Source organism: Clostridia bacterium, from assembly GCA_026414765.1.
In the GTDB taxonomy this organism is placed as follows: domain Bacteria; phylum Bacillota; class Clostridia; order Acetivibrionales; family DSM-27016; genus SKW86.
This window is the reverse complement of record JAOAIJ010000022.1, coordinates 49829-63292: the sequence shown is the minus strand read 5'-3', so window position 1 is coordinate 63292 and position 13464 is coordinate 49829. Positions and strand designations below refer to the sequence as shown.

Below are 13464 nucleotides of genomic sequence, written 5' to 3'. Positions count from 1 at the left end.
ACCCTCCTGTTCAAAATTCCCTTATCTACATTCAGATTTGAATTTATATTAGGTATTATACCAACAATCCGGGAAGTAAAACAACATTTTACTGGATTTCAGGATGATTATAGTACATTCTTTCATCACCTCTTTGCTGCTGCTGTGGTGTATAAAGTTTAAAACCCTCCTGATAATCCCTGACTGCTTCAAGGAAATCATTATCATTACTTCTGGAAAATACACTGAAAATGATATCATCCATATAGTCATCAAAGTAGGAGGTCAGAAGGTAATGTTTTACCTTTAAATCAGTCAAGCCTCTGAAATAGTTTCTTGCCGGAGTAAGACCGACATCTATTATTGCGCTGAAATCTTCCAGGACGATATCATAGTTGCTGCTTGAGCGTAAAATGTCAAAATTACCTGCTTCTATATCGCTCAGGGTCTTAATACCAAGCTTTTGCAGTTCATCCTGTATTACTGTCCTGCATAGAAAGTGCCTGTCACTTTCATAATTCATTTTTTTATATCTTTCAAGATAGTATTCCTCTACGATATCCGTAGCAGAGCGTTTCAACACTGCTTCAGACATAATAACCAGCTTGTTTTCAACAAGATAGTTTAAAAAATTTATATCCCTTTCACCACCACTATCAGCCTTTGAATTATCCAAAACATGCTTCAAAGAAATGCTGATATCTTTAAATAATAGATTTTCTAAAAGTTTGCCCTTTGACAAGTAAATCACCTCAGAAATAGTATATCCATACAATAAAAAAATAAAATATCTTAATATATGCTATTAGAATGAAACTCGTAGTATAATCAGCCAATGCAACAAGATGGTTTATATATTATTTGACGGAACTGCTAAAAAGCTCTGAAACATAAACAAGCTCAATATTGTGATCATCAAACCAAGAAAGTGTTTCTAGGATTGCATCTGCAGTTACTTTTCCACCTTCAGTTCCTACATGTCCGATAGCAATTGAATATCCACGTTTTAAAGCAATTTCCCCTGCTTGCTTCAAGCGCTTTTTTATAAAATCTTTTGACTGAGTACCATCAAGAAAAACATCACGTTCAAAAAACAAAACACCTTTAGACTCAGCTATCTTGCGTGCAATATCCTTGCTGCTGGTTTTGCTGTCGAGAAAATAAACTCCTTTTATTTTGATTATATCTAGTATATCTGACATTATACGTTCGTTTTCACTCGCCTTCGAACCCATATGTATGTTTGCACCTGCGGCAAGAGGGACGCTTTCAAATGCATCAATTACGATTTTTTGAACTTCATCATCATTTAGGGCAGTAAGAATAGGTCTTGGACCTAGCCAGCTGGCTTTACCTTTATTTGGCTCCATAGGCAGGTGGACAATTACTTCATAACCTTTTCTATAAGCAGTTTCTGCATCAGTTTGTGAATAAGTGAGGAATGGCATAACAGCAAATGTCAAATGTCTGTCAATACTCATCATTTCCCGTATACCGCTTCTGCTTTGACCGAAATCATCAATTACTATGGCAACCTTTACTTTCTCATTCTCAGTCTTACTCGATCCTGAAGAGCTTTGTATCAAACGAAGTGAAGAATCATGCTGAAAATTCAGTATGGAAAAGAATACAATATTTATACATAGGACAAACAAAAATACTAGTATAAATGGGAAATACTTTATACCTTTATATTTGGAGCTAAGATTAACTAAAAAAAATTTCATTATTAACAGTCCCTTTTTTCATATCTAAACTAATATATACATTTATGTGTTTCAAATATACATTAACTGGTAATTTTCCGGTTTTACTTGAAATAAAAAGAATTTATAGTAGAATTAAATAATAAATAAGGTTACAGTACAGGTTAGAAAAACAAGTGTTGATAATGTTTCTTGAATAAATAGCTGATTAAAGGATGATGTTGATATGCATCATAAAAATAAAATACTTCCGGGACTTGATAAGAAGCTCATTTTTTTTCTTGCATTCTTGTTATTGGGTGTGCTTATAACTATGCAGAGCAGAAGTGTCTTGATGATGAAAAAAGAAAAGACTACAACAGCTATGCGTATAGATAATTATATGCTGCAGCTCGAGAAGGAAAAACAAAAAGTTGAAGAACTAAAAAATCAGATTGCTGTCAATGAAAAGAAGAAAGAGAAATATCTGAAGGAATTTTCGGAAGATAATAAAAGTAATAATTATTTGAACTGGCTGGGAACAGAGCTTGAACGGTTCAAGATAGTAGCAGGCCTTACGGATGTGAAAGGGAGTGGCGTAATTATTACTCTCAATGATGCACCAGCCAGGGATACTACGCATCCTGAATACTTTATAATACATGATTCTGATGTAGTAGGAGTTTGCAATGAATTGAAAAAAGCAGGGGCACAAGCAATTTCAGTGAGTGGCGAAAGACTTATTGCTAATAGTGAGTTGGTATGTGCCGGACCAACAATAAAGATAAATAAAAACAGATACCCGGTTCCTTTTGAAATAAAGGCGATAGGAAATCCTGCGTTATTGACGGAAGTACTTGAAAAAAGCAGAATAGTTAATGAACTGAAGAACTTCGAGATAAAGGTTGAGATTGCTAAATCAGAGGAAATAATAATTGAAAAATACAATTATAAAATAGATGATTTATTAACAGGCCTGGAGGTAGTGAAAAAATGAGCGTCAGATTGTACAGGAATATTGCGTTGACATTGGTATGCATAATATTAGGAGTAGTTATTTCCTGGCAGTACAGGAGTATCAATTATAATGAGAAGATGGCAAGCAGCAACAACAAGCGGCTCGAAGACATAACAGATGAACTGATTGCAGAGAAGAAGAAGGTTGAAGACCTCAAAAAGAGGAATGAGGAGCTTATTCTGGAGAACATAGAGTTTGAGCGTACCAGAGGTAATATCAGTGAGGAAACCAAAAAACTATATAATGAGCTTGAAAGAGTAAGAATGGTTGCAGGTCTTGTAAAAGTAAAGGGTAAGGGTATTGTTATTACTATAGACAGCACGGATGAAGCAGAAGTTCTTGACGATGATATCTTAAGTGTAATAAATGAGTTGAGAGCCTCAGACGCTCAAGCAATATCAATTAACAATGAAAGACTGGTTGCAATGAGCGAAGTAAGAGCAGCAGGAAAGTATATCATGGTCAACCAGCGTCAAATGCTTCCTCCCTTTGAAATAAAGGCAATAGCGGATCCGGACAAACTGGAACGTGCTTTGAGGATAATGGATGGCGTAATAGAAAAACTGGAAGAATATGAGTTAAAGGTAAAAATAGAAAAATCTGAGGAAGTTGTAATACCCGGAGTCAGGGATGACGGAACTGTTATCAAAAATAACCTGCTCACGCCGGTTAAAGATAAATAATACACTTTCAATACATTGTTATTTTTTGTAGCCTATTTAAATATATATAGATATAAGAAACACAGCCGGAGAATACTAGTAAATTGCCATATGAATTTCTGAGCATATATCCTGCTGCTGTCTGTATTAAGCCTTGAATCAGTGTACTAATGAATAAATTAAAGTACACTATTCAGGGCTTTATTTTGTTATACGGAGGTTGTTTTATTAATGAAAAGAGCATGTATCATTATATTTTCTCTATTTCTTTTCCTGGCAGTATTACCAGGATGCGGGCACTATAAAATAAATACCGGTTTATCGGACTTAGGAGGGGTGTATTCTGCAAATGAGGATGATCTGGATTTTAGTAATGAAATAAGCGGCAGGCTTTCAGAAGGCAATGACTACCAATACCAGGAGAATACCATCGAAACAATTCAGATTTCACAAGACGGACAGTACAGCAATAAGGTATTAAGGTGGGGAATTGCACGTAAACCGGAAAACATGACTCCTGATGCGGACCCTGGAGCACCTCAGCTGCTGTCCAGGTATGGGGGAGTATTTCTTGGGGATATCAAGAAAAAAAATATATATATTACCTTTGATGAAGGCTATGAAAACGGATATACAGGGAAAATATTAGACACACTTAGAGAAAATAATGCAAAAGCAGTTTTCTTTATTACAGGTCCGTATTTGAAGGAGCACCAGGATCTGGTCAGAAGAATGGTAGAAGAAGGGCATGAAGTTGGAAATCATACAATTCACCATCCCAGTCTTCCTGAGATAGGCGATAAGGAGATAGAAGAAGAACTTGTAGGCCTGGACAGGGCTTTCAATGAAAAATTCGGGAAAAGCATGAAATTTCTCAGGCCTCCAAAAGGAGAATATAGTGAGAGAACACTGGCTGTTGCACAAAAGCTTGGTTACTGTAATATGTTCTGGAGTTTTGCATATGATGATTGGTACAGGGATAAGGTAAGAGGTGCTGATTATGCTTACAACATAGTAATGAGAAATCTGCATAACGGTGCCGTGCTTTTGTTGCATGCAGTTTCGAAAGATAATGCAGATGCTTTGGACAGAATAATAAAAGGTGCGAAGGAAGCTGGGTATAGCATTGGAAATCCGTTGGATTTATTAAAGACCGATAGCAGCAAACCGCAGGAAGAAAAAAAAGACTAGCGCGCGTACCGGAATATTCAGTATTGTATATGGCTATCTGCATAAAGTTGGGGGGTGATATTGTTGTCCATGAGAAAAGACAGTCGAAGGAAAAAAAACAAGGAAGAAGAACAAAAGTTGAACTTAAAAGAAAAAATGACGGAGGTTTTAGAACTCCCTAAAGAGGTTGTGCTAGATATTCCTAAGCTGGTTATGCTCGGAAACAGCAATATGATTATTGAAAACTATAAAGGGATAATAGAATATGACACAAACAGAATTAGAGTAAATACCGGTATGGGAATAATAAAAATTCAGGGTAATAACCTGATAATTAAGGAAATCACTTCAGAAGACATTATGATTGACGGGAAAGTAATCACTTTGGAATTTTTAGAATAGGGGTGTGTGAGTCAGGATGTTACTTCTCAGGCTGTGGAATTATCTACGGGGATATGTTATTATATTAGTCGAAGGCTATTTTTTAGAGAAATTTATCAATATTTGCATACACCGGCAAATATTCCTATGGGATATTAACAGGCATAAAGATAGCAGCATGACCCTTAAAGTAAGTATTAAGGGTTTTAAAATGTTAAGGCCTGTAATCAAAAAAACCAGATGCAGAGCAAAAATACTAAAAAAACGTGGTATGCCATTTTTACTGAATCGGTATAGAAGTAGAAAAACCTTTATTTTGGGAGCGTTTGCATTTGCTTTTTTGTTTTATGTGCTGACATCATTTATTTGGGCTGTGGAAATATATGGCAATAATAAGGTGGATTCACAGATACTGATTGATAAGCTTGCTTTGTATGGAGCCAGGCCGGGATCATTCAAATTCAGAGTGGACACTAATAAGATAGCTGACAACATGATGCTGGAAATAAAGGAGTTGTCCTGGATTGGAGTTGCATTAAAGGGGACTAAAATAAAAGTTACGGTGGTTGAGCGTGTAAAGCCGCCTCAGCTGATACCAAAGGACGAACCTTGTGATATTATAGCATACAGAGACGGTGTAGTAAAATCAATAACCGCAAAAATTGGACAGAAGTCAATAAAGGTCGGGGACACTGTCACTAAAGGACAAGTGCTTATCTCAGGTACTCTTATCAGTGAAAATAAAGAAGTTGCGCCCAAATATGTGCACTCAACAGGTGAGGTTCTCGCGAGGACCTGGTATGAAAGCAGAGTGCCGGTAAATATGAAGATTCAGGAGAAAGTCAGAACCGGTAAAAAAAAGGATAACTATACACTGGTTTTATTTTCAAAACCAATTAAGTTGTTCCATAAATCAAAACTTTATGAAAACTATGATAGAATAGAAATTAAGAAAAAGCTTTCTATTGGAGAAGATTTGATTTTACCATTTGGTGTGGTAGTCGACAGGTACTATGAAAATCAGCTAGTTGAGAGAGAAATAGACTTGGAAGAAGCAAAAAGAATAGCAGCAGACAAAGCCTATAAAGAAGCTGCCGATCAGATTTCCGAAGAGGCAAAGGTAGTTAAGCGTGAGCTTGATTTTATTGAAAAGGATGATGGCGGTCTGATAGCCAGTGTTGTAGTTGAATGTCTGGAAAACATAGGGATAAAAGAAAAGATAGGGGGAAACTAATTGATTAACAATTCAAATAAAGATAACCATGTGGAAAAAACGGTTGCTTTCGACCGTATAGAACATGCAATGAACCTTTTTGGAAATTTTGATGAAAATATTCACATTATTGAAAATGCTTTCGATGTAAAAGTGATTTCAAGAGATGATTCGATTAGAATAAGCGGTATAAGCGATGGCGCGGAAAAAGCAAAGATGATAATACAACGGCTTATAGAAATAGCTTCCAGGGGAGACATAATTACCAAACAAAATGTTAGTTACCTGGTTCAGCTTGCAGGTGAAGACCAACTTGAAAAAGCGGATGGTTACTTAACCGATTACATTTGCCTCACTGCAAGAGGCAGACAGATAAAATACAAAACACATGGACAAAAACTTTATGTAGATGCAATAAAAGGAAATGACATTGTATTCGGAATAGGTCCTGCAGGAACAGGAAAGACTTTTCTTGCAGTCGCTATGGCGGTAACAGCTTTTAGAAACAAAGAGATCAACAGAATAATCTTAACACGTCCTGCTGTAGAAGCAGGGGAAAAATTGGGGTTTTTACCGGGAGATCTTCAGAATAAAGTTGACCCTTATCTGAAACCGTTATATGACGCCCTTTACGAAATAATGGGAGCAGAGACCTATCAGAAATATCTGGAACGTGGTATGATAGAAGTTGCACCTCTTGCATACATGAGTGGAAGAACACTGGATGATTCATTTATAATACTTGATGAAGCGCAGAACACCACTCCTGAGCAGATGAAGATGTTTCTGACGCGTATAGGCTTTGGTTCAAAAGTGGTTGTTACAGGAGATGTAACACAGATAGACCTGCCCGGAGAAAAAAAATCAGGTTTAAAAGAAGTTAGTAAGATATTGAAAAACATTAATGGTATAGAATTTATACACTTAACAGAAAAAGATGTTGTGAGGCATGAACTGGTTCAACAGATAATAAAAGCTTATGAGGCATTTGATAAGCAAAAATTGAACAAGTAGAGAAATTTAGGGGGGCAGCTGATGTTTACTTCTAAAGATAAAAAGAATTCGGTCGCAGCATTGACTAAATCATATTTTAAAAATAAAAGTTTTCAAAGGGTAATAGCAGGAGTAATTACTATTGTCATTGCTTTTTTTATAATACAAAGTGGAGCTACCCCGGAAAGATACAATTTAAAAGTAGGCGAAATTTCTAAATATAATATTACTGCCGGCCGTGATATAGAAGACAGGATAAAAACCGTAAAAAACGCTGAATTGGCTTCAGAGGCAGTTCCTTCCGTTATGAGAGAAATAAAGGGAGCTTCAATAGAAATAAGAAACCGTGCCGGAGAATTTATAAAAATTGTTGAAAATGCTCGGGGCAGCGTAGAAGAGAGCTTGCAAGATCAGGGAATTACAAGGAGGACAAGAAACTACGAAGAATTCCTTGAAAGAGAAAGAAATGTAGCGGCAGCAGATTTGAACAAAAAAGTCAAAGAATTTGGCTTGAAGCTTTCTTTTGAACAGGTAAGTAATCTGATCCGTGTAAACAAAAGCGATATTAATAAATTCAAGGAGGCTGTTGAAGCCGTTGTAACCGATATTGTTACACAAGATATTACCAACGATAATCTTGCAGAGAAAATCCTTGAAGCACAAAACGAGCTTGAAAGTATAGAGCTAAGTCAAAATCTGAAAAACATAGGGGAAATACTTCTAAAGGAAATACTAGAACCAAACAAAACTATTGATTATGAATTGACAAAAGCTCAAAAACAAGATGCATACAATGATGTATTAGAAAACAAAAAAGTTATTATAAAGAAGAATGAAAGATTAATCAGTGTAAATGAGGTTATTACTACTGAAAAGTATGATATTCTAAAAGAGCTAAACCTTCTTGAAGAAAGTAATTTTGATTTCGCTCTTGCTGCAGGTGTACTAATAATACTCTTGCTATTAGCATTTTTACTGGTTTTATATATGAACCATTTCTGCAAAAAAATATTGTATAATAGAAGCGAACTTATACTGCTGTTTGTCATAATTATCCTTACTCTGGCTATTGCCAGAGGTGTTTATAGTTTTACTAACGGTGTATATGAACATTCTGCTCTGGCTATACCAAGCCTTATTGCTGTAATTCTGATATCTATTTTACTGGATTTGAAGCTTGCCATAATCGTTAATGTCATTTTGACTGTAGCTATTGCGCTTATGACAAAAGGTCAGTTGGATTTTCTGTACATGGCACTGATTAGTGGGACATTAGCGGCTTTTATTATCGCTAAGGCAAATCAAAGAAACAGGTTGTTCATGTCTGGAATATTTATAGCTTTATTTAATGTACTAATAATCACAGCTATAGGGATAATAAATAAATATAGCTACTCTACTGTATTAACCGATATAGCGATTGTATCAATAAACGGTGTATTGACCATTGTGCTGGCATTAGGAACTCTGCCTTTCTGGGAAAGTGTGTTTAATGTAATAACACCGCTGAAGTTACTGGAGCTGGCAAACCCAAATCAGCCATTGGTAAAGAGGTTGTTGATGGAAGCACCCGGTACTTATCATCACAGCTTGATGGTAGGAAACCTGGCTGAAGTAGCGACTGAGGCGATTGGCGGAAATGCCCTTTTGGCAAGAGTTGGTGCGTATTTTCACGATATAGGGAAGCTTAAAAGGCCAGGCTTTTTTAAGGAAAATCAGCTGTCTGAAAATCCACATGACCGGATGACAGCAAATTTAAGCACGCTTGTAATAACTTCACATACTCATGATGGGGTAGATTTGGCAAAGAAATACAAAATACCTTTGGCGGTTAGAGAGATAATCAGTCAGCATCATGGGACGACCTTGGTTGCTTATTTCTTTCATAAAGCTAAAAAAAATGAAAAGGGAGAGGAAGTAAAGCAGGAAAATTTCAGATATGAAGGACCAAAACCTGCTTCAAAGGAAGCTGCGGTTGTGATGCTTGCCGATTCGGTAGAAGCTGCAGTAAGGTCTATGATTGATAAGACAGAAGGAAAAATCGAAGGATTAGTAAGGAAAATAATAAAGGACAAGCTGGATGACGGGCAGTTGGATTTATGCAGTTTGACCTTAAAGGATCTTGATGATGTAGCAAAGAGCTTTATGAAGGTATTAAGCGGTTTTTTCCATGAAAGAGAGGAATACCCGGAAGTAAAGCTTAGGACTGTGGCAAATGAACCTGCAAAGTCTGAAGCATCTGAAGATAGCGAAGGCGAAAAGGACAGAACTCAGCAGGAAGAGAATGGGAGAGTGCTGAATGGAAATAATAATAGAGAACCTGCAGGAAAAGCATGAGATTGCTGACAGAACATATGAAATAATTAAGAATGCTGTAGCAATGAGCCTTGATGCTGAAGGTTTTAGAATACCTTCGGAAGTCAGCATAATGCTGGTTGATGATAACAGGATAAGAGAGATAAATGCAGAACAAAGAAATATAGACAAATCAACAGATGTATTATCCTTTCCTATGGTAAACATGACGGAGGGTAGGATAATATCCCATGAAGGGGATTTTGATCTGGATGAAAATCTCCTGTTGCTTGGTGATATAGTGATTTCTATTGATACCACTATACGGCAAGCTGAAGAATACGGGCATTCTTTCGAAAGAGAACTGGCTTTTCTTGTAACTCATGGTATTTTCCACTTATTGGGGTATGACCACGAAGACAACGGACAGGAGCAGAGGATGATATCCAAACAAGAAAGTGTTTTGGGAATTATGAACTTGAAAAGATGAGGGTAAAATTCTCCAATGAAGAACAAAAACCTGATTGATAGCTTCAATAACGCTATTAATGGCATTATTTACGCCATTAAAAATGAACGCAATATAAAAATCCATATAATAGCAGCCGTGGGCATAATAATACTCAGTCTCTTTTATAAGCTGAGCAGGGTAGATTTTCTGGTAGTTTGCCTTACCATAGGTTTTGTTATTGTATGTGAGCTGTTTAACACTGCAATGGAAGCTGTAGTCGATATCATAGTTGATGTTTATCATCCTAAAGCAAAGGTAGTAAAAGATGTTGCCGCAGGAGCTGTATTGGTATCGGCTTTCGTTTCTTTAATAGTAGCTTACTTTATATTTTTTGACAAAGTATCCACAGATTTGGAAATCGGTCTGGTCAGAGTAGGACAATCACCTATTCACTTGACTGTAATTGCTTTAATTATTACGATAATATCCGTTTTAGTCATAAAGGCTTATTTTGGTAAAGGCAGTCCTCTGAAAGGCGGAATGCCGAGTGGACATTCTGCAATATCCTTTTCTTTAACGACTGCGATAGCTTTACTGACTAAGGATGCAAAAATAACGGTTTTGTGTCTGATAATATCATTACTGGTGGTACAAAGCAGACTTGAATCAAAGATACATAGTATTTTGGAAGTTATTGCAGGAGCATTGCTTGGTACATTGGTAACTTTGTTATTGTTTCAGTTATTCTATAGATGATAATATTATAGATAAGCCAACACAAAATACACCAGAATCATAATATTTCAGGAGGTTTTTATGGGACAGAAAACGGATTACAGCAAACTGATAGAAATGGCAGTAAAGACAAAAGAGAAAGCATATGCACCATACTCCGGCTTCAGGGTAGGAGCTGCATTGGTTACTGAAAACGGCAGCATATATACGGGAGTAAATATTGAAAACGCAACCTATGGTGCAACATGTTGTGCTGAGCGCACAGCAGTTTATAAAGCTGTTTCAGAGGGGAATACTACTGTTAAGGCGATTGCTGTGGCCAGTGACAGTGAAGAATTGGTGTATCCATGCGGCATATGCAGACAGGTACTTGCAGAGTTTGGTTCTGATGATATGGAAATTATATGTACCAGTATTAATGGCAGCTATAGGATATACAGACTGGATGAGCTGCTGCCCCAGGCCTTCAGAAAGATCAGGTAAGGCTGTTTGACAAGCAATACATCTCTCTTTTGAAGATAAAAATAAATAGGAATGGTTCTATTCTTCATAAAGAGGGGGAGTTTGTAAATGTTTAAGGAGGAATTATGTTTAAATCAGGTTTCGTGACAATTATAGGAAGGCCAAATGTGGGAAAATCTACACTGATGAACAAACTGGCAGGCGAAAAAATTGCGATTATTTCGGACAAACCTCAAACTACAAGGAATTCAATAAAAACAGTTATAACCGATGAGAATACACAGATTGTTTTTATTGATACTCCGGGAATACATAAACCCAAAACAAAACTTGGACAATACATGGTGAATACGGCTCAGAATACATTGAGTGAAGTAGATGCAGTATTTTTTTTGGTTGAAGCTACTGATACTACTCCAGGTTCAGGGGACGAATATATCATTGAGCAGTTAAAGAGCCTAAAAACGCCGGTTTTTCTAATTATAAATAAAATTGATCTGATAAAGAAAGAACAACTGCTGGAGGTAATCACAAACTATAGTAAGCTGATGGAATTTAAAGAAATAATACCTGTATCGGCGATAAACAACGAGGGTACAGAAATTATACTAAAGCAAATAAGAAAAATGTTACCCGAAGGTCCAAAGTATTTTCCGGACGACATGCTGACTGATCAGCCGGAAAAGGCTATAGTGGCAGAAATTATCAGGGAGAAAATACTGCATCTTATCAAAGATGAAGTTCCACATGGTGTAGGTGTAGAGGTGATTTCTTTTAAGGAAAGGGAAGAAAAGCAACTGGTAGCTATTCAGGCAAATATCTATTGTGAAAAAGACACACATAAAGGAATATTGATAGGCAAGGAAGGAAAAATGTTAAAGAAAATCGGAAGTTTGGCGAGGGTAGAGAGTGAAAAGCTTCTAGGCTCAAAAGTGTTTCTGGAACTATGGGTAAAAGTAAAAACTGATTGGAGAAATAATTCAAATATGCTGAAAACTCTTGGTTACGAAAAATAAATGTATATTTTTCGATTCGAAAAACTGTAACAACAACAGACAAATCAAACAATAAGCGGTTTCCTTAAATAAAAATTTACAAGTATACAAAACCTAATTTAGAGTAACCTAATAATGTGGTTACAAAGGATAAAAGGGGGACTAAAAAAATGCTTAGAGAATTTGTCTGGAAAACATTCGAAAACACTGGAAGTCTTGATGCTTATGTATTTTTTAAGGAAATTGAAGAGAAAAACCGGATAAAACAGGACAGCAGTATTGCCGAAGAGGAAGCGGCTAGTGTTTCCAATTAGAGTTTTATCCAAATAAAAAATAATGTCTATTATTTTTATCTGGGTAGGAATAAAAGGATTGTATTATGGGGTATGTAAAGACAAAGGGTATAATTCTAAAAGAAATCAATACCGGTGAGGCTGACAAGATAGTAACTATCTTTTCGAGAAGTCATGGAAAACTTACAGGCAGTGCCAAAGGTGCAAGAAGGCCAAAAAATAAATTTGCAGCTGCTACGCAATTTTTATGTTATTGCGATTTTGTACTTTATAAGGGAAAAGATATGTATTCTATAAGCAGTGCAGATATCATAGAGCCCTTCTATGAGATAAGAAATGATGTTTTCAAGCTTACTTATTCAGCTCATATGGTAGACCTTGTAAACGATGTGATTCAAGAAAATCAGCCTGCAGCTAAAGTGCTGCAGCTTTTTTTGAATACACTTCATATGCTTGCGAAGACTGGGAAATCACCTGAACTTTTAATAAGGATTTTTGAAATAAGATTTATGTCAATAATCGGATATGCCCCATACGTCAAAGAGTGTATGGAGTGTAACGAATGCAACGCAGATTTAAAATATTTTTTCAGCTTTAGGAAGTGCGGTACTATATGCGGCGGATGTAGAACAAAAGATTCTAATGCAGTAGAATTGTCTCAGGGAGCTTTAAGGGCGCTAAGGCACATAGTTCATACCAGATTTGAAGATTTGTACAGCTTCGATTTAGCTCCTCATATCCTAGATGAGTTAGGAAGAATATCTAAAAGGTATATAAAAGATAGACTGGAACGTGAGTATAAAAAGCTTGATTTCATAAAAGAGCTGGAAAATCCCATATGAATGAAGGTTTGTACAATAGGGGTACATCCTCATAGGGTGCAGCAATGAGTCCGCACCCTATGAGGATGTACCCCTATCTATTAATCTGTTTAGTTTTTTATGTGACAAGCAGGTAAATAAAATAGTCATGTTTTCTTGCAGCATGGATACTCATCATTCTGTTCTTCGAAGTCAACCGGAAGTGAAAGATTTGCATATTCACATATGAATGTTTCGACATTGGTGGATTCGTTTTTGTGCGGATAAGTTATTAGGTAATTACAATACCTGCAGTGTAACATGCTAATACC

General features: G+C 36.3%; 16 protein-coding genes. 13 read left to right on the top strand and 3 right to left on the bottom strand.

The features are described from left to right. Positions 1–88: 88 nt before the first annotated feature. Positions 89–721, bottom strand: a complete 633-nt coding sequence (locus N3I35_09270; GenBank protein ID MCX8130274.1) for a hypothetical protein — start codon at positions 719–721, stop codon at positions 89–91. Between the two features lie 115 nt (positions 722–836). Beyond that, a complete protein-coding gene (locus N3I35_09265; protein ID MCX8130273.1) occupies positions 837–1706 on the bottom strand; it encodes a divergent polysaccharide deacetylase family protein in 870 nt (289 codons plus the stop codon). 205 nt (positions 1707–1911) lie between these two features. On the opposite strand from N3I35_09265, the gene N3I35_09260 reads away from it, so the two are divergent. The 13 genes from N3I35_09260 (at position 1912) to recO (ending at position 13174) form a co-directional block, all read left to right on the top strand. Continuing rightward, positions 1912–2661: a DUF881 domain-containing protein gene (locus N3I35_09260; GenBank protein MCX8130272.1), complete on the top strand. Its 750-nt coding sequence runs from the start codon at positions 1912–1914 to the stop codon at positions 2659–2661. Next, positions 2658–3365 (top strand): DUF881 domain-containing protein, encoded by a 708-nt coding sequence (locus N3I35_09255; protein MCX8130271.1) that lies wholly within the window; start codon positions 2658–2660, stop codon positions 3363–3365. Before N3I35_09260 ends, N3I35_09255 begins: the two co-directional genes overlap by 4 nt. A gap of 210 nt (positions 3366–3575) precedes the next feature. Then, on the top strand, positions 3576–4535 hold the full coding sequence (locus N3I35_09250; protein ID MCX8130270.1) for a polysaccharide deacetylase family protein: 960 nt from the start codon (positions 3576–3578) through the stop codon (positions 4533–4535). Between the two features lie 69 nt (positions 4536–4604). Beyond that, positions 4605–4916: a sporulation protein YqfC gene (gene yqfC, locus N3I35_09245; GenBank protein ID MCX8130269.1), complete on the top strand. Its 312-nt coding sequence runs from the start codon at positions 4605–4607 to the stop codon at positions 4914–4916. Positions 4917–4932: 16 nt separating this feature from the next. Next, positions 4933–6129 carry a sporulation protein YqfD gene (gene yqfD, locus N3I35_09240; GenBank protein MCX8130268.1) on the top strand — a complete coding sequence of 399 codons (1197 nt, stop codon included), beginning with the start codon at positions 4933–4935 and terminating at the stop codon, positions 6127–6129. Positions 6130–6198: 69 nt separating this feature from the next. Continuing rightward, positions 6199–7122 (top strand): PhoH family protein, encoded by a 924-nt coding sequence (locus N3I35_09235; protein ID MCX8130267.1) that lies wholly within the window; start codon positions 6199–6201, stop codon positions 7120–7122. A 21-nt stretch (positions 7123–7143) separates the two neighbouring features. Continuing rightward, positions 7144–9438, top strand: a complete 2295-nt coding sequence (locus tag N3I35_09230) for an HDIG domain-containing protein (GenBank protein MCX8130266.1) — start codon at positions 7144–7146, stop codon at positions 9436–9438. Further along, positions 9401–9886, top strand: a complete 486-nt coding sequence (ybeY, locus tag N3I35_09225; GenBank protein ID MCX8130265.1) for an rRNA maturation RNase YbeY — start codon at positions 9401–9403, stop codon at positions 9884–9886. The genes N3I35_09230 and ybeY overlap by 38 nt, the downstream gene beginning before the upstream one ends. A 15-nt stretch (positions 9887–9901) precedes the next feature. Then, positions 9902–10603 carry a diacylglycerol kinase gene (locus tag N3I35_09220; GenBank protein MCX8130264.1) on the top strand — a complete coding sequence of 234 codons (702 nt, stop codon included), beginning with the start codon at positions 9902–9904 and terminating at the stop codon, positions 10601–10603. Between the two features lie 60 nt (positions 10604–10663). Then, positions 10664–11065, top strand: coding sequence for a cytidine deaminase (cdd, locus tag N3I35_09215; GenBank protein ID MCX8130263.1), 402 nt, complete (start codon positions 10664–10666; stop codon positions 11063–11065). 101 nt (positions 11066–11166) lie between these two features. Then, the gene (gene era, locus N3I35_09210; GenBank protein ID MCX8130262.1) at positions 11167–12060 is read left to right on the top strand and encodes a GTPase Era; all 894 of its coding nucleotides are present in this window, start codon (positions 11167–11169) and stop codon (positions 12058–12060) included. Positions 12061–12209: 149 nt separating this feature from the next. Next, positions 12210–12353 (top strand): YqzL family protein, encoded by a 144-nt coding sequence (locus N3I35_09205; protein ID MCX8130261.1) that lies wholly within the window; start codon positions 12210–12212, stop codon positions 12351–12353. Between the two features lie 65 nt (positions 12354–12418). Further along, on the top strand, positions 12419–13174 hold the full coding sequence (gene recO, locus N3I35_09200) for a DNA repair protein RecO (protein MCX8130260.1): 756 nt from the start codon (positions 12419–12421) through the stop codon (positions 13172–13174). Positions 13175–13299: 125 nt separating this feature from the next. Here recO and N3I35_09195 read toward each other — a convergent pair whose 3' ends face one another. Then, positions 13300–13455 (bottom strand): hypothetical protein, encoded by a 156-nt coding sequence (locus tag N3I35_09195; GenBank protein MCX8130259.1) that lies wholly within the window; start codon positions 13453–13455, stop codon positions 13300–13302. Positions 13456–13464 lie beyond the last annotated feature (9 nt).

Coding starts and splice junctions, on each gene's coding strand:
- N3I35_09260 (MCX8130272.1), top strand. CDS start 1,912: ATGCATCATAAAAATAAAATACTTCCGGGACTTGATAAGAAGCTCATT.
- cdd (MCX8130263.1), top strand. CDS start 10,664: ATGGGACAGAAAACGGATTACAGCAAACTGATAGAAATGGCAGTAAAG.
- N3I35_09220 (MCX8130264.1), top strand. CDS start 9,902: ATGAAGAACAAAAACCTGATTGATAGCTTCAATAACGCTATTAATGGC.
- N3I35_09205 (MCX8130261.1), top strand. CDS start 12,210: ATGCTTAGAGAATTTGTCTGGAAAACATTCGAAAACACTGGAAGTCTT.
- N3I35_09265 (MCX8130273.1), bottom strand. CDS start 1,706: ATGAAATTTTTTTTAGTTAATCTTAGCTCCAAATATAAAGGTATAAAG.
- yqfD (MCX8130268.1), top strand. CDS start 4,933: ATGTTACTTCTCAGGCTGTGGAATTATCTACGGGGATATGTTATTATA.
- N3I35_09250 (MCX8130270.1), top strand. CDS start 3,576: ATGAAAAGAGCATGTATCATTATATTTTCTCTATTTCTTTTCCTGGCA.
- yqfC (MCX8130269.1), top strand. CDS start 4,605: ATGAGAAAAGACAGTCGAAGGAAAAAAAACAAGGAAGAAGAACAAAAG.
- N3I35_09255 (MCX8130271.1), top strand. CDS start 2,658: ATGAGCGTCAGATTGTACAGGAATATTGCGTTGACATTGGTATGCATA.
- ybeY (MCX8130265.1), top strand. CDS start 9,401: ATGGAAATAATAATAGAGAACCTGCAGGAAAAGCATGAGATTGCTGAC.
- N3I35_09230 (MCX8130266.1), top strand. CDS start 7,144: ATGTTTACTTCTAAAGATAAAAAGAATTCGGTCGCAGCATTGACTAAA.
- N3I35_09235 (MCX8130267.1), top strand. CDS start 6,199: ATGAACCTTTTTGGAAATTTTGATGAAAATATTCACATTATTGAAAAT.
- recO (MCX8130260.1), top strand. CDS start 12,419: ATGGGGTATGTAAAGACAAAGGGTATAATTCTAAAAGAAATCAATACC.
- N3I35_09195 (MCX8130259.1), bottom strand. CDS start 13,455: ATGTTACACTGCAGGTATTGTAATTACCTAATAACTTATCCGCACAAA.